The sequence below is a fragment of the Histidinibacterium lentulum genome (assembly GCF_003789055.1).
Classification (GTDB): domain Bacteria; phylum Pseudomonadota; class Alphaproteobacteria; order Rhodobacterales; family Rhodobacteraceae; genus Oceanicola; species Oceanicola lentulus.
Genome location: NZ_ML119086.1, coordinates 205,141 through 219,471, shown reverse-complemented (window position 1 = coordinate 219,471; position 14,331 = coordinate 205,141). Strand labels below are relative to the sequence as shown.

The 14,331-nt window shown below is 73.7% G+C and carries 11 protein-coding genes; 5 read left to right on the top strand and 6 right to left on the bottom strand.

What is annotated here, in order from left to right; genetic code table 11:
• The first annotated feature begins 3 nt into the window (after positions 1 to 3).
• Positions 4 to 1,521, top strand: a complete 1,518-nt coding sequence (locus EAT49_RS13430) for an NAD(P)(+) transhydrogenase (Re/Si-specific) subunit beta (RefSeq protein ID WP_123642798.1) — start codon at positions 4 to 6, stop codon at positions 1,519 to 1,521.
• A 223-nt stretch (positions 1,522 to 1,744) separates the two neighbouring features.
• On the opposite strand, the gene EAT49_RS13425 is transcribed toward EAT49_RS13430, so the two are convergent.
• From EAT49_RS13425 to EAT49_RS13420, 3 genes are all read right to left on the bottom strand, one after another.
• Positions 1,745 to 3,304 (bottom strand): bifunctional GNAT family N-acetyltransferase/carbon-nitrogen hydrolase family protein, encoded by a 1,560-nt coding sequence (locus EAT49_RS13425; protein WP_123642797.1) that lies wholly within the window; start codon positions 3,302 to 3,304, stop codon positions 1,745 to 1,747.
• A 103-nt stretch (positions 3,305 to 3,407) separates the two neighbouring features.
• Positions 3,408 to 3,581, bottom strand: coding sequence for a hypothetical protein (locus EAT49_RS21240; protein ID WP_185020753.1), 174 nt, complete (start codon positions 3,579 to 3,581; stop codon positions 3,408 to 3,410).
• A gap of 170 nt (positions 3,582 to 3,751) precedes the next feature.
• A complete protein-coding gene (locus tag EAT49_RS13420; RefSeq protein WP_123642796.1) occupies positions 3,752 to 4,012 on the bottom strand; it encodes a hypothetical protein in 261 nt (86 codons plus the stop codon).
• Between the two features lie 212 nt (positions 4,013 to 4,224).
• Between EAT49_RS13420 and EAT49_RS13415 the strand changes: the two genes are divergently transcribed.
• Positions 4,225 to 5,778: a Do family serine endopeptidase gene (locus tag EAT49_RS13415; protein WP_425459526.1), complete on the top strand. Its 1,554-nt coding sequence runs from the start codon at positions 4,225 to 4,227 to the stop codon at positions 5,776 to 5,778.
• 297 nt (positions 5,779 to 6,075) lie between these two features.
• Here the strand turns inward: EAT49_RS13415 and EAT49_RS13410 are convergent, their stop codons facing one another.
• Entirely contained in the window at positions 6,076 to 6,657 is a 582-nt protein-coding gene (locus EAT49_RS13410) for a peptidoglycan-binding protein (RefSeq protein WP_123642795.1), read from the bottom strand.
• 171 nt (positions 6,658 to 6,828) lie between these two features.
• On the opposite strand from EAT49_RS13410, the gene EAT49_RS13405 reads away from it, so the two are divergent.
• The gene (locus EAT49_RS13405) at positions 6,829 to 7,152 is read left to right on the top strand and encodes a 2Fe-2S iron-sulfur cluster-binding protein (RefSeq protein WP_123642794.1); all 324 of its coding nucleotides are present in this window, start codon (positions 6,829 to 6,831) and stop codon (positions 7,150 to 7,152) included.
• Positions 7,152 to 7,868, top strand: coding sequence for an FG-GAP repeat domain-containing protein (locus EAT49_RS13400; protein ID WP_123642793.1), 717 nt, complete (start codon positions 7,152 to 7,154; stop codon positions 7,866 to 7,868). The genes EAT49_RS13405 and EAT49_RS13400 overlap by 1 nt, the downstream gene beginning before the upstream one ends.
• Positions 7,869 to 7,874: 6 nt before the next feature.
• On the opposite strand, the gene cobS is transcribed toward EAT49_RS13400, so the two are convergent.
• Positions 7,875 to 8,618 carry an adenosylcobinamide-GDP ribazoletransferase gene (gene cobS, locus EAT49_RS13395; RefSeq protein ID WP_123642792.1) on the bottom strand — a complete coding sequence of 248 codons (744 nt, stop codon included), beginning with the start codon at positions 8,616 to 8,618 and terminating at the stop codon, positions 7,875 to 7,877.
• Between the two features lie 74 nt (positions 8,619 to 8,692).
• On the opposite strand from cobS, the gene cobT reads away from it, so the two are divergent.
• Positions 8,693 to 9,706: a nicotinate-nucleotide--dimethylbenzimidazole phosphoribosyltransferase gene (cobT, locus tag EAT49_RS13390; RefSeq protein WP_123642791.1), complete on the top strand. Its 1,014-nt coding sequence runs from the start codon at positions 8,693 to 8,695 to the stop codon at positions 9,704 to 9,706.
• A 43-nt stretch (positions 9,707 to 9,749) separates the two neighbouring features.
• On the opposite strand, the gene EAT49_RS13385 is transcribed toward cobT, so the two are convergent.
• Positions 9,750 to 14,297 carry a hypothetical protein gene (locus tag EAT49_RS13385; RefSeq protein ID WP_123642790.1) on the bottom strand — a complete coding sequence of 1,516 codons (4,548 nt, stop codon included), beginning with the start codon at positions 14,295 to 14,297 and terminating at the stop codon, positions 9,750 to 9,752.
• Positions 14,298 to 14,331: the final 34 nt, after the last annotated feature.

Genomic DNA, 14,331 nt, shown 5'->3' with positions numbered 1-14,331 from the left:
CACATGGAAACCGGTTTCACTCTCGCGGCCTATGCCGTCGCCGCGGTTCTTTTCGTCCTGTCCCTCGGGGGACTTTCGAGCCAGGAGAGCGCCAAGCGCGCAATCTGGTACGGGATCGCCGGCATGGCGCTCGCCGTCTGCGCGACGCTTGTGGGCCCCGGCGCGGGACTTTGGGTACTGTCGCTCATCCTGATCGCCATCGGCGGCGCGGTGGGCTACCAGCTCGCCACGCGGGTGCAGATGACGCAGATGCCCGAACTCGTGGCGATCATGCACAGCCTCGTGGGCCTCGCGGCGGTGTTCGTGGGCTTCAATGCCGACATCATGATCAACATCGTCAGCGGCCTCTTCGAGCGCGAGAACCTCGTGCTCGGCGCCTTGTCCGAGGACGGCGTGACGCTGGCGCGGCTGTCGCGCGACGTGCTGGAGGGGCTGTCGCCCTTCGGCCAGCTCATCGCCGGCAAGTCTGCGGTCGAGATCACCATTCTCAGGGTCGAGCTGGTGCTGGGCATCTGGATCGGCGCCGTGACCTTCACCGGCTCCGTCGTGGCCTACGGCAAGCTCGCCGGGAATTCCTCGCTTCTGCCGGTGAAGATCGACACGGCGGCGAAGAAGCTTCCGGGCGGGCATGCGCTCAACGCGGCGGCGGTGGCGCTCTCGGTTCTCTTCGCCGGGCTCTATCTCGGCGGGTCGGGGTCCTGGACGCTGGTGCTGCTCACGCTGCTGGCGCTGTTCATCGGCTATCACCTGATCATGGGGATCGGCGGGGCGGACATGCCCGTGGTCGTCTCGATGCTGAACAGCTATTCCGGCTGGGCGGCGGCGGCGATCGGCTTCTCCCTCGGCAACGATCTGCTGATCGTGGTGGGCGCCCTCGTGGGCTCCTCGGGCGCGATCCTCAGCTACATCATGTGCAAGGCCATGAACCGGTCCTTCGTATCGGTGATCCTCGGCGGCTTCGGCGGGTCCACGGGCGAGCAGATGAAGGTGGAGGGCGAGATGGTCGCCACCACGGTCGACGATGTCGCCTCCGCGCTCGAGGATGCCGACAGCGTGGTGATCGTGCCGGGCTACGGCATGGCGGTGGCCCAGGCCCAGACCAACGTGGCCGAGCTGACGCGGCGCCTGCGCGCGAAGGGCAAGGAGGTGCGCTTCGCCATCCATCCCGTTGCGGGGCGTCTGCCGGGGCACATGAACGTGCTCCTCGCCGAGGCCAAGGTGCCCTATGACATCGTGCTCGAGATGGAGGAGATCAACGAGGATTTCCCCGACACCGACGTGGCCATCGTCATCGGTTCGAACGACATCGTGAACCCGGCGGCGCAGGACGATCCGAACTCGCCCATCGCCGGGATGCCGGTGCTGGAGGTCTGGAAGGCCAAGCAGGTGATCGTGTCGAAGCGCGGGCAGGGCACGGGCTATTCGGGGATCGAGAACCCGCTCTTCTTCAAGGAAAACACGCGGATGCTCTACGGCGATGCGAAGAAATCGCTGGACGAGCTGCTGACCAAGGTCAGCTGACCCCGCCGGGACCGGACGGAGAGGGCGCCCCCCGGGCGCCCTTTGTCGTGGGCCGGGGACCGCGCGCCGCACAGCGCGCCCCGCCCCCTCCTCATCTGGCCTGAAATACTCCCTTCGGGAGCGCCCCTTCCCACCGTTCCCCCGGTGGACAGGACGAGACCGAGGGGGGTCCGGGGGGCGAAGCCCCCCGGCGGGTCGCCGCCGAAGGCGGCGAAACCCCTTCCTATCCGCCGTCGGACCACCGCGTGCGGTAGAGGTCGAAGCGCCGGTCGCGCAGGTTGCGGACCGAGCCTTGCGCGCGGGCCCAGCGGACGGAGGCGAGGTTGAGGTCGGCCACGATGATCATCTCGACGTTCTCGCTCGCCTCGGCGGCGATGCCGTCCCGGGCGAAGGGAAAGTCGCAGGGGGTCAGGATCGCGGCCTGGCTGTACTGGATGTCGATGTTCGACACGTTGTCGAGATTGCCGGTCATGCCCGAGGTCACGACGTAGCACTGGTTCTCGATGGCGCGGGCCTGGGCGCAGTAGCGCACGCGCAGGTGGCCGTGGACCGTGTCGGTGTTCTGCGGCACGAAGAGGATGCGCGCGCCCTCGTCGGCGAGGCGGCGGGGCAGTTCGGGGAACTCCGCGTCATAGCAGATTGCCACGCCGATGGGGCCGCAGTCGGTGTCGATCACGTCCACGTCGCGCCCCCCGAGGATGCCGAAGGAGGCGACCTCGTCCGGGGTCGGGTGCACCTTGTCGCGGGTGTGGACCGCGCCGTCGCGCAGGAAGACGTGGGCCACGTTGTAGATGCCGTCCCCGCGCCGCACGGGATGGGTGCCCGCCACGATGTTGATGGCCTTCGACAGGGCCATCTGGCGCAGGCGGGCGACGAACTCGTCGGTGAAGGTCGCGGCGCGCTCGATGGCGGCGCGGGGGGGCAGCTCGACCCCGTCGCAGGACAGGAGCTGCAGGGTGAAATACTCCGGAAAGAGCACGAAATCCGCGCCGTATTCCGAGGCGATCGTCACGAAGTAGTCGACGTTGCGGTAGAACTGCTCGGGATCGCTCAGGGTCGCCGCGCGGAGCTGCACCGAGGCCACGCGCACGGTCTCGGGATCGGGGCGCGTCAGGGGCTGGTCCGCGGCCGCCTCGTCGACGTGGGGATTGCGCCAGAGCATCAGCGCGGCATGGCCGCCCGAGGCGCGGTCGTCGGGGGCGTAGTCGCGCAGGAGGCGGGCGGGCTCGAAGCCGGCCTTCATCTGGAAGGCCAGCACCGGATCGCGCCGGATGCCCGCGCGCACGGCCTCGAGATAGGCCTCGGGCGTGTCGTGGCTTTTCCTGTGGCGCCGCCAGCCGGGCAGGCGCGCGCCGAAGGCGATGCCCTTGAGGCCGCGTTCGAGGCAGAGGCGTTCGCGGGCGCGGTAGAGGCGCTGGCCGATGCGCAGGCGCCGCCGGGCCGGATCGACCATCACCTCGACCCCGTAGAGCCAGTCGCCGCGGGCGTTGAACTGCGAGCCGTAGCCGCCGCCCGTGACCTCGGCCCAGGTATGGGGCGCCAGCACGCGCTGCTCGGCCAGAAGGGTGGATGCGGCGTAGCCCACCACCTCGCCGGCGTAGAGCGCCACGAAGACGCCGCCCGGAAAGCCGTGGATCTGGCCGAGGATCTGGCCCCGGGTATAGGGCGGTTCCTCCGGGTAGACGCGGGCCGAAAGCGCGACGATCCCGTCCACATGGGACGTGTCCGCCGCGACGATCTCGAGCCTCGGTTTCAGGCTTTGGCTGTCGGTAGGGCTGTCCATGGGCGTCTCCGTCGGGGGCAGGGCTGCCGGACGGGTCGCCTGTCGTCACGCGAAGGTCAAGTCGGGCCGCCGCCCCGCGACGCAGGGGCGGCGGAGGAGGCTGTCAGCCGCGGGCCGCGGCGCGCTCGCGGGCCATGCGCCAGTGGGCGCTGTCGCGGGCGAGGGTGGATTTCGGCATCTTGCCCTTCAGCTTCTGCGTGGTGCGGGCGTTCACATAGGCGAGCACGGCGAAGAAGCCGAGCGTGCCGAACATCAGCATTCCGATCAGGTCGATCATCGTCAGTCTCCATCCTGTCTGTGTCGTTCTGCGGTCACTACGGCGGGCCGTCCGGGATGGTTCACGAAAAATGACGCGAAATCAGTGGCATACAATTGTATGCGCGAGATTAAGCAAAGGGGATCAAGGGCCTTGGCGCGACGTTGCGGCAGGCTGCCGCAGGGGGCGCGTCAGTTCACGAGGAAGATGACGATCAGCAGATAGACGAGCATCCCGATCCAGCCGAACGCCCCGAAGAGCAGCGCCCCCGCGAGAAGCCCGCCCAGCACGCCGGCCACGATCGCGTTGCGCCGGCCCGGGGTCTGATCGTCGAGCCAGGCCGCGACCTCGGCCGTCTCGCGCCGCGGCTGCAGGCCCGAGAGCACGCCCACGGCCACGCGCCGCAGGGGGCCCATGCCGGTGCTGTCGGAACTGTCGGACCGGTGACTCATGGGCGGATTGTATGCCATCGTCCACGATCTGCGCAAGCTCCGGTGTCGCCAGCGGGGCGCGCCGGGGGCGCATGCAGGGGCGTCACGGACCGGTGACAGGTTGTGCGCGGAGTTTGAGTTGCGCCCGGTTCATCATATCTTCAGGGTCACCGGATGATCCTGGCGGCGCTGCCTGTCCGGATCGGATACGTTCATGAAGAGGAGATGCACCCTTGATCCCACAGGCCATCGCTCCCGCGTCAGGTGAGGTGCCCCGGGCGCCGCGCCTTCGCACGGCCCTGACCGGCTTCGCGCTCGGTACGGCCGTGGCGCTCTCCCAGGCGCTGCCCGCAGCGGCGCAGGAGTCGCTCTCCGCCGAAGCCGAGCTCGACGACCGGCCGCTGTCCTTCGCCGAACTGGCGCGGCAGGTCAGCCCCTCGGTCGTCAACATCACCACCTCGACCACGGTCGCCAGCCGCACCGGCCCTCAGGGCGTGGTGCCCGAAGGATCGCCCTTCGAGGATTTCTTCGAGAACCTGCCCGACCGCAACGGCCCCCGCCGGTCCTCGGCCCTGGGCTCGGGCTTCGTGATCTCGCCGGACGGCTACATCGTCACGAACAACCACGTCATCGAGGATGCCGACGAGATCCTGATCGAGTTCTTCGACCGCGAGGAGGAGCTGGTGGCCGAGGTGATCGGGACCGATCCCAACACGGACATCGCCCTGCTGAAGGTCGAGCCGCCCGAGGGCGAGGAACTGCCCTTCGTCGAGTTCGGAAACAGCTCCGGCGACACCGCCGAGGTGGGCGACTGGGTCATGGCCATGGGCAACCCGCTGGGGCAGGGCTTCTCGGTCTCCGCGGGCATCATCTCGGCCCGCAACAGGGAGCTTTCGGGCACCTATGACGACTACATCCAGACCGACGCCGCCATCAACCGGGGCAATTCGGGCGGGCCGCTCTTCGACATGGAAGGGCGGGTGATCGGCGTGAACACCGCGATCCTGTCGCCCACGGGCGGGTCCATCGGCATCGGCTTCGCTATGTCCTCGGACGTGGTCACCAACGTGGTCGACCAGCTCCGGGAGTTCGGCGAGACCCGGCGCGGCTGGCTCGGCGTGCGCATCCAAGACGTGACGCCGGACATGGTGGATGCCATCGACGGGCTCGACGTGGCGCGCGGCGCGCTGGTCACGGACGTGCCCGAAGGTCCGGCGCTCGATGCCGGGATGAGGGCGGGCGACGTGATCCTGGTCTTCGACGGCGTGGAGATCGAGGACACGCGCGAACTGGTGCGCATCGTCGGCAACTCGCCGGTGGGCAAGGACGTCCCGCTCGAAGTGCTGCGCAGCGGCGAGATGACGGAGCTCGTGGTCACCCTGGGCCGGCGCGAGACGATGGAGGCGCAGGCCTTCCCCGCCGCGGGCGACATGCCCGAGGAGGAACCCGCCCCGGAGGAGACGAGCGTGCTCGGCCTCACCCTGTCGCCGATCACCGAGGAGCTGACCGAGCAGTACGGTCTCTCGGCGGAAGAGGGGCTTGTCATCACCGGGATCGATCCCGAGAGCGAGGCGGCGTCGAAGGGTCTCCTCGCCGGTGACGTGATCACCGAGGCCGGCCAGCAGGACGTCGCGACCGTCGAGGACCTCGAGTCGCGGGTGACCGAGGCGCGCGACGCGGGCCGCACCTCTCTGCTGCTCCTCGTGCGCCGCGGCGGCGATCCGCGCTTCGTGGCGCTGAGCCTTCTGGAAGAGAGCGATGACGGAGAGGGCTCGGGCGATCAGTGATCCCCCGGGACTCGCCGGAAACGTGGGGGCGTCCTTTCGGGGGCGCCCCCGTCCTTTTCGGGGGGGGCGGGTTTCCGCCGCGCGACGCCGGCGCAGGATGGTGGCCGAAAGACCGGCGACGGCGCGGCGCTCCCGCCGCGATCCCCCGGGTGCGGATCGCGGGAGGCGGGGCGCCACCGGGGCGCCGGTCGCGGCCCGGCGGTCCCGGTCGGGGCGGTTTCGCCGCACCCTGGCGGCGCGCGGGGCGGGGGCGGTTCGCGGCGCCGCGGGCCGACCTGTCGCTGCGCGTGGACCGCGCTAGCCCCGGGAGATTTCGGCGATCTCCTCGGGCCGGAGCGGGACGAGGCCCAGCTCCACCGCGGTGGCGCGGGCGAGGATCGGCGTGTCGAGCCCGGCGGGCGCCTGCAGGTCCCGGATGGCGGCCCGGGTCGGGGCATCCATCGCGAAGGTGACGCTGTTCGCCATGTCGCCCCGGGCGATCAGGGCGCGCTGCAGGGAGGCCGAGAAATCGGGGGTGAGCGCCTCGGGGCAGATCGCCTCGAACTCCCGCACCCGACGTTCGCGCAGGATGCGCTGGCGCGTGACGGTGCGATAGACTGCGGGCGACTGGACGAGGCCCTCCGACGAGATCTCGGCGGGCTGGACCATGATCTGTTCGGTCACGGTCTCCACGACCGCGGGTGTGACGAGGCGGCCCCAGCACCGGCCCTCGGCGTCGCGGCCGATCTCGCGGGCATCGGCATGGGGATCGATGCGCGCGCGCTCGACACCCGAGGCGCTGCGGGTGACCTCCGGGCGCGGATCGGTCGGGCTCAGGCCGCAGGCGGCCGGGGCCAGAAGACTGGCGCAGAGGATCGCCGCGCGGGGAACTGCTCTCATGGTCCGGGGTCTCTTGCCCTCTTGTCGGGGCGACCTTAGCGCAGGTCCGGCCCGCCGCAAAGACGCCCCCGGGGCTTGCGGGGCGGAGGGCGGCGAAGATGCCACTGGCACCATGGACGCGCGGGCACTAGATAGGCGCGGGTCCGAGGCTGACGAAAGGGACAGGGCAGAATGGCGAAGATCACCTACATCGAGCACGACGGCACCGAACACGTTGTCGAGGTCGCCACCGGCATGACCGTCATGGAAGGCGCCCGCGACAACGGCATCCCGGGCATCGAGGCCGATTGCGGCGGCGCCTGCGCCTGTTCCACCTGCCATGTCTACGTCGCACCCGACTGGGTGGCGAAGCTGCCCGAGAAGGACGCGATGGAAGAGGACATGCTCGATTTCGCCTACCAGCCGGACCCCGAGCGGTCGCGCCTGACCTGTCAGCTCAAGGTGACGGATGCGCTCGACGGGCTGGTGGTGCAGATGCCCGAAAAACAGATCTGATGCGCGGGGGCCCGGTTCTGTGGGCCCTGACGGCGGTGGTCTGGGCGGGGGCTGCGGCGGCAGAGGCTGCGCCCGGCGTCGTCGCGGCGGAGTATCTCGAGCCGACGGACCGCTATCCCCATGGCGTGCTGGGGGACGATCTCGAATGGGGCGCCTTGCGCCTGGTGCGCGGGGACGGCAGCGCGGTGGTGCTGCGCCTGCCCGAGGCGCGGGTCTTCGAGGATACCGCGCCGCGCGTGGAGGATGTGACCGGCGACGGGCGGGCGGAGGTCGTGGTCGTGGAAAGCGACGCGGAGCTGGGCGCGCGACTGGCGATCTATGACGGCGCGGGGGACCTCCTTGCGGCGACGCCCCATATCGGGACGCGGTTCCGCTGGCTGGCGCCGGTGGGGATCGCCGACCTGGACGGCGACGGTCATGTGGAGATCGCCTATGTGGACCGGCCGCATCTGGCGAAGGTGCTGCGGGTCTGGCGGGTGCGCGGGGCCGGGCTGGAGGAGGTGGGTTCGGCCGGAGGCCTCACCAACCACAGGATCGGGGAGGCGGATATCGGCGGCGGGCTGAGGCTCTGTGGCGGAAGGGTGGAGATGATCACCGCCTCCGCCGACTGGGCCCGCGTCATCGCCACGCGGCTGACGGCGGACGGTCGGCTCGAGAGCCGCGACATGGGTCCGCATGCGGACCGGGAGAGCCTGGCCGCCGCGATGCGCTGCTGAGGTCCGTCAGAGGAGGGCGGCGAGGGCCAGAAGGCCCGCTGCCTCGGCCGCCTGCTGGGTCGCGCCGAGCACGTCGCCGGTCTGGCCGCCGAGCCTGCGCATGGCGATGCGCGCGGTGACCAGGGCGGCGGTGGCGGTCACGAGCGCCAGCGCGGCGACGGCGCCGGCGCCCAGCGGGAGCGCCGCGAGGAGCGCGAGGGCGGCGGCGATCAGCGCCAGCGCCGGCGCGGGCCGGCCTGTGAGCCGCGCGAGACCGTCCTTGCGGGCGAAGGGCAGCCCGGCGGCCACGCCCGCCATGGCGGCGCGGCTCGCCATGGCGGTGGCGAGGAGCGGCAGCCAGGCGCTTTCCGTGGTGAGCAGCGCCGTCAGCGCGGTCCAGGCGAGGAGCGTCGAGAGGATCAGGGCGAGCACGCCGTAGCTGCCGACGCGGCTGTCGCGCATGATCTCGAGCCGCCGCGCGGGATCGCGCCCGCCGCCGACGCCGTCGGCCATGTCCGAGAGCCCGTCATGGTGCAACCCGCCGGTGACGAGGGCCGCAGCGGTCAGCGCAAGCGCGGCGGCGGCGGCGGGCGGCAGGCCGAGCGTGCGTCCGGCCTCGGCGGCGGCGGCGGCGATCAGGCCCACGGCCGCACCTGCGAGCGGCCAGGCCCAGGCCGCCCGGTGCCCCGCGGCATGGTCGGCAAAGGATGCAGGCAGCCGCGTGAGCAGTGCCAGCGCCGCGCCGGCCTCGGAGACTCTGGCCCTGATCATGGTCGGTCGCGTCCGTCCCTTTTGTCTGTCGGCCCATGGGATAATGAGGGGGCAGGGTCAACGACAAGGTCACGATGATGCGCTTTTCCTCCCTCGACGATATCCGCTCCGCGCTTGCCGCGCTGCCCGGTCCCGATGCCGGCGCCCTTGCCGCCGCGCGGGCGCGGGACGCGGTGCTGACGAAACCGCCGGGCGCGCTGGGCCGGCTGGAGGAGCTGGCGGCCTGGTATGCCTCGTGGCGCGGCACGGGCCGGCCGGTGCTGGAGCATCCGCAGATCGCGGTCTTCGCGGGCAATCACGGGGTGGCGGCGCGGGGCGTCTCTGCCTTTCCGGCGGAGGTGACGGCGCAGATGGTGGCCAATTTCGAGGCCGGGGGCGCTGCGATCAATCAGCTCGCGACGGCCTTTGGCGCGTCGATGTCGGTGGTGGCGCTGGAGCTGGACCGGCCGGTGGCGGATTTCACGCAAGGCCCGGCGATGAACGGGGCCGAGGTGGCGGCGGCGATGGAGGCCGGGCGGGCGGCGCTCGATCCGGCGGCGGACCTGCTGATCGTGGGGGAGATGGGAATCGGCAACACGACCTCGGCGGCGGCGCTGGCGGCGGCGCTCTGGGGAGGCGCCGGCGCGGACTGGGTCGGGCGCGGGACAGGCGTCGACGATGCGGGCCTCGCCCGGAAGGCGGCGGCGGTGGATGCCGGGCTGGCGCGGCATGGCGCGGCGCTGGACGATCCGCTGGAGGCGCTCGCCTGTCTGGGCGGGCGGGAACTGGCCGCCATGGCGGGGGCGATCCTGGCGGCGCGGATGGCGCGGGTTCCGGTGATCCTCGACGGGTTCATCGCCTGCGCCGCGGCCTCGGTGCTGGAGCGCGCGGGCCCTGGCGCGCTCGATCACGCCGTCGCCGGGCATCTGTCGGCCGAGGGCGCGCACGGGCGACTTCTGGAGAAGCTGGGCAAGCGGCCGCTGCTCGACCTGGGGCTGCGGCTGGGCGAAGGTTCGGGCGCGGCGGTGGCACTGGGGGTGCTGCGCGCGGCGCTGGCGTGCCATTCGGGCATGGCGACATTCGCGGAGGCGGGCGTCTCGGGGGGCTGAGGGGCGGGCGGCTCGGCGCCGGCCGGGTCGACCGCGCCCCGCCTCAGCCCGGCACGTCGAGCCGCACGTTCCGGCCGCCCCGGGCATAGGTCAGGTAGCCGTCGCCGATGGCGCTGACCCGCCCGCCGTCGAGCCGGTCGCCCACGGCCACCCGGACATAGCGTCCGCCAGAGAGCCGCACGAGGGCGCGGCGGTCGTCGAGCCGGCCGTAGACGCCGATCAGGTTGATCCGGTTGAGGTTGATCGCATTGTCGATCGTGGCTGCCGCGGCGACGGTGTTGGAGGTCCGCCCGGAGGGCTGAACCCGGGTGGCCGCGGTGCTCTGCGGTGCGGCAGCGGGCGCGGGGGCCGCGGCGGCGGCGGTCCGGGCCTGGTCGCGCTGCTGCTGCTGGCGGGCGCGATCGACGAGCGTCGCCATGTTGCGCGGGCGCGCGTCGGGCCGGATCGAGGAGGCCACGGCCTGAGGCGTGGCGGTGGCGAGGCCCGGCACCGAGGCGCCGAGGGCGTTGGCGGCGGCGGCGGCCGCTGCCAGAAGCTCGGCGTTGCGCCGGGAGGCAGCCTCGGCGGCCGCGGCCTCTGCCTCAGCCTCTGACTCGGCCGCGTCGTCGTCGGCTTCGGCCAGCTCCGTCTCCGGCGCGAGGTCGCCGGGCCGGGCCCGGGGACGCAGGCTGACCTCGGTCGCGGCCTCCGTCGCCGGGCCGGGGGCGGCGGCGCGGGCGGCTGCGAGGATGCTGTCGGGCCGGAGCGGTGGGTCGAGGGAGGCGAGGGAGACACCGCCCGGCGTCGTCTCCACCACCTGGACGGTGGCCGCGCGCGCGGCGATGGCGGCGCGCTCCGCCTCCAGCCGGTCAGCGGCCCGGGCGACCACGCCGGCGCTGCGCACGGGCGGGGTGACGGCCGGTGTCGCGACGCGCTGGACGGGAGTCGCCGCGGCGGCGGACGCCTCGGGCGCGGCCCCGGCGACGGTATCGGGCCGCGCGAGAGGGTCGACAGGGGGCGGCTCCTGCAGCTCCTGCAGCACGGCCGCCACCGCGGCGGCGGCAGCGGGGCGGCTGCCGGGCCGGGAAGGCGGGTCGATCGCCCGGGTCGAGACGTAGACCACGTCCGTCCGCGGCGCGGCCCCTGCCGGCGCGGCGGCATCGGAAGGCTCGGGCGCGGGAACGTCTGCCTCGGCCGGGGCGGCCTCCCCGGGCGCGAGGCCGGCGGGCCGGGAGGGCGGCCGGATCGCGCGGGTCTCGATGAAGGCGACGCCGGAGGCGGGGGCCTCCGCCCCGCTCGGCGCGTCCGCGGCGGGGTCATCGGGCAGAGCCTCCGCCGGGGTTTCGGCGGCGGCGGGCGCGGGCGTCGGGAGGGGCGCGAAGCCGGAGGGACGGCTGCGCGGATCGATCGCGGGCGTGGCGACGAAGCTGACGCCGGGGGCGGGGCCTGCGCCTGCGGCGCTGTCGGAGGGCGGGGCAGGGGCGGCCTCTTCCGCCGCGAGCGCGGCGGTCTCGGCGCCGGATGCCTCGATGGCGCGCGCGGTGACGGAGGCCGGGCGGACCGGCGGCACGATGGCCGGGGACTGCACCAGCGCGACGCCGGGTGATGCCCCGGTCCCGGCGCCCTCCGCGGCCGCCTCGGTCGCGGCCTCCGCCGGGTCGGACCCGTCGGCGGCGGCCAGATCCTCGGACCGGAGGGGCGGCACGAGGTCGGGCACGGCCTCGATCACGAGAGTTCCGGCGGCGGCTTCGGCCACCGCGCCTTCGGGGGCGAGATCCGCGGCGTCGGGCGGCGGCGCGGTGGTTCCCGGGCGCAGGTCCGGCATCAGAGGCGGCGCACCGGCGTAGACGAGGATGCCGTCGGGCGTCAGCGTTCCCGCGGCGGTCGCGAGGATGAAGCCGCGGGCGTCCCGCTCGAACCCGCTGCCGGGCGGCGGCGGGTCCGCGGGCGTGGGTATCCGCACGTCGGTCAGGACCTGGGCGACATCCATCGGCCGGCCGGGAAGCGGGGGCCGTCCGGGCCGCTCGGCCGCGGCGGCGATGGCGAGGCCCGGGTCCTGGTCCGGGCGCGGGGTCACGGGGATCCGCGGCGCGCGCTGCCAGACGCCGGTCGCGGCATAGATGCGCTGCGCCTCCGAGGGGCTCAGCACGCGGCCGATGGGCGCGGGCGCGGCCCGGGGCGCGGCAGGTTCGGGCGCTGCCGCCACGGTCTCGACCGGGGTGCCTTCGGCGGGTCCGGAGGGGAGCGCCAAGGCCTCGGGCGCGCGGTCGGCGACCTCGGGTGCGGCGGCCACGGCTACGGCCTCTGTCTCCGGCTCGGGTGTTCCGGCTTCGGCTTCGGCTTCGGCCGGGCTTTCGGGTGAGGCGATGGGCAGGCCCGGGGCCGCGGGCACCGCGACGGGGGGCGCGCCGAGGGAGAGGCCTCGGGCGTTGGCAGGGGCCGGAGCAGGGGCTGCGGCAACCTCGGTCGCCTCCTCGCGCGGCGTGAAGAGCCGCGACAGCGCCTCGGGCGCGCCGGCCATGGCGGCGACGACGGCCATGGCGACCAGCAGGATCACCGTGAGCATGAGGCCGAGGTAACGGGGCTTGCCGCCGACGGCGCGGCTCTCCTCGGCGCGGCGGGCGCCGAAGACGGTCATCCGTGCGCGCTCGCCGCCCGCGGCAACGGCGGCGCCTGTGCCAGTGCCAGTGCCAGTGCCGGCGGGCGCCGGCGGGGCCTCGCCACGCCGCAGGATGCGGGGACCGGCGGGCTTTCGCTCCGGCGGCGCCTCGGGCGCGGCGGGCGACTCGCTGTTCTTGAGGGAGAGGTCGGGCGGCGGCACGGGCGCGGCAGCGCCGGAGGGGGCCGTCCGTTCGGCGGTCAGCGTGGAAGCGGCACCGGGCGTCAGGGCGTCGGCGGGGTTCGGCGCGGCGACGATCCGCGGGGCGGCGGGGGCCGGCTCGGTGTCGCGTGCCGTGTCGCGCGTGGCCGCGAAGGCGAGCGCGGGGCGCTTCGCCGCGGGTTTCGCCGGCGGTGCCGGGGCGGGTGCGGGCGGTGACGGGGGCAGAGCAGGCTCGGCGGAGGATGCCTCGTCCGGGGCGGCGGCCTTGCCGCGCATCCTCTGCGCCAGGGTCTCGCGCCAGCTGGGCCGCGCCGGGGGCGGGTCGTCCGGCGAGGACAGGCCGTCGAGGAAGGCGGGCCGGCGCGTCGGCGGAGAGGCCCGGTCAACCCGGAGCGGCGGCGCGCCGGCCGGCCCCGGCACGGTGGGCCCGGCCGATGCGGAGACCAGCGGAATGCGCCGCGGGGGCGGAGGCGGCGGATCGTCCGCCCGCGGCGGTTCGGCGTCCGGTGTCGCCGCTTCGGGCGGCGGCGCGGGAGCCATCTCGGCGTCCGGGGCAGGGGAGGAGGGGGTGTCGACCGTCCGGGTCGAGGCGGCCCCGGGGGGCTGGGGCGTGCGGGCGGCGCGGGAGAAGATCGCGGGCCGCGCGGGCGCGGTCGGCGGCGATCCCGGTTCGGTTTCGGCAGGGGGCGCGGAGGGCTCGGACGCGGTCCCCGCTCCCGGGGCGGGTTCGGGCTCCGGCTCGGGCGCCTCGGGAACGGGGGGCATCGACAGGCGCGCACGGAGATCCGTGACAGGGACCTCGGGCGGGGTCGCCATCTCGTCGGTCCGGGCGCGTCGGGAGGAGAAGACCAGCATCGGGGCTGCGTCGTCGTCCTCCCCGGGGTCCTCCGCGACGGGGGGTGCGGCGGTGACGGGCGTGCTGTCATCCTCCGCGGTGCGGTCCGGCGACAGGGTGTCGGACTTTTCCGCCGCAAAGTCGGGGAGAGGCGCCGCGGGCGGGGCGGCATCTTCGGCCGTCGCATCGGTATCGCGGTCGGGTGCCGCCTCGGCCGGGACGGGATCGGCCTCCGGTCCGGGGCCGTCGTCCGGCCGCTCGGGCGACTCCTGCGCTGCCAGGGGCGCGAGCGCCTCGTCGGCATCGGGGCGCGTCGCCTCCGCGGCGCTGTCCTGCGTCGGGGCGGCCGCCCCGGGGGCGATCGCGGCCTCGGGCCCGGCATCGGGCGCTGCGGCCTCGGCCTCCGCAAGGGGGGCGGGGCCGCCGGGCAGATGCGCGCGACCGACCACGCGGACGGGATCAGGGTCGCGGGTCACCGGGCGGTCGGGATCGGAAGAGACCGGGCCGAACACGACCTCGCCCACGAAGGTGAAGGGCTCGGGCACCGCGGCGAAGGAGACGGGCGTCATCCCGTGCTCCCGCGCGAAGGACTCCGCCTCCTCCAGCGTTTCCCGCGCGACGGCGGCTATGAAGGTGCGCCCGCCGCCCTTTGTGTAGTCGTAGACGAGATCGGGCACGGGGTAGGGTGTCGCGCCGTCGAGCGCGGTGCGCACCTGCTCCTCGGTGGCCATGGTGCCGTCGAGGGCGAGGTAGCGGATCTGCTCGTTCGGGATCAGCAGCTTGACCTCGAACGGGCCGCCGGCGAGACGTTCGCCCCGGTGGCGCAGGTCGGCGAGGGCGGCGCGCATGTCGCGCGCGTCGAGGGCGACCTCGCCCACGAGAAGCCATCCGGCGTCGCCCCGCATCAGCAGGCGCAGACCGTCGAACGAGAGCGAAAGGGCGAAATTCGGTGTCATTCGCTCCGGCTTTAGCAGGTGTCGGATCGACCGC

Coding starts and splice junctions, on each gene's coding strand:
- cobT (WP_123642791.1), top strand. CDS start 8,693: ATGATGCGCTTTTCCTCCCTCGACGATATCCGCTCCGCGCTTGCCGCG.
- EAT49_RS13400 (WP_123642793.1), top strand. CDS start 7,152: ATGCGCGGGGGCCCGGTTCTGTGGGCCCTGACGGCGGTGGTCTGGGCG.
- EAT49_RS13425 (WP_123642797.1), bottom strand. CDS start 3,304: ATGGACAGCCCTACCGACAGCCAAAGCCTGAAACCGAGGCTCGAGATC.
- EAT49_RS13385 (WP_123642790.1), bottom strand. CDS start 14,297: ATGACACCGAATTTCGCCCTTTCGCTCTCGTTCGACGGTCTGCGCCTG.
- EAT49_RS13405 (WP_123642794.1), top strand. CDS start 6,829: ATGGCGAAGATCACCTACATCGAGCACGACGGCACCGAACACGTTGTC.
- EAT49_RS13410 (WP_123642795.1), bottom strand. CDS start 6,657: ATGAGAGCAGTTCCCCGCGCGGCGATCCTCTGCGCCAGTCTTCTGGCC.
- EAT49_RS21240 (WP_185020753.1), bottom strand. CDS start 3,581: ATGATCGACCTGATCGGAATGCTGATGTTCGGCACGCTCGGCTTCTTC.
- EAT49_RS13430 (WP_123642798.1), top strand. CDS start 4: ATGGAAACCGGTTTCACTCTCGCGGCCTATGCCGTCGCCGCGGTTCTT.
- cobS (WP_123642792.1), bottom strand. CDS start 8,618: ATGATCAGGGCCAGAGTCTCCGAGGCCGGCGCGGCGCTGGCACTGCTC.
- EAT49_RS13420 (WP_123642796.1), bottom strand. CDS start 4,012: ATGAGTCACCGGTCCGACAGTTCCGACAGCACCGGCATGGGCCCCCTG.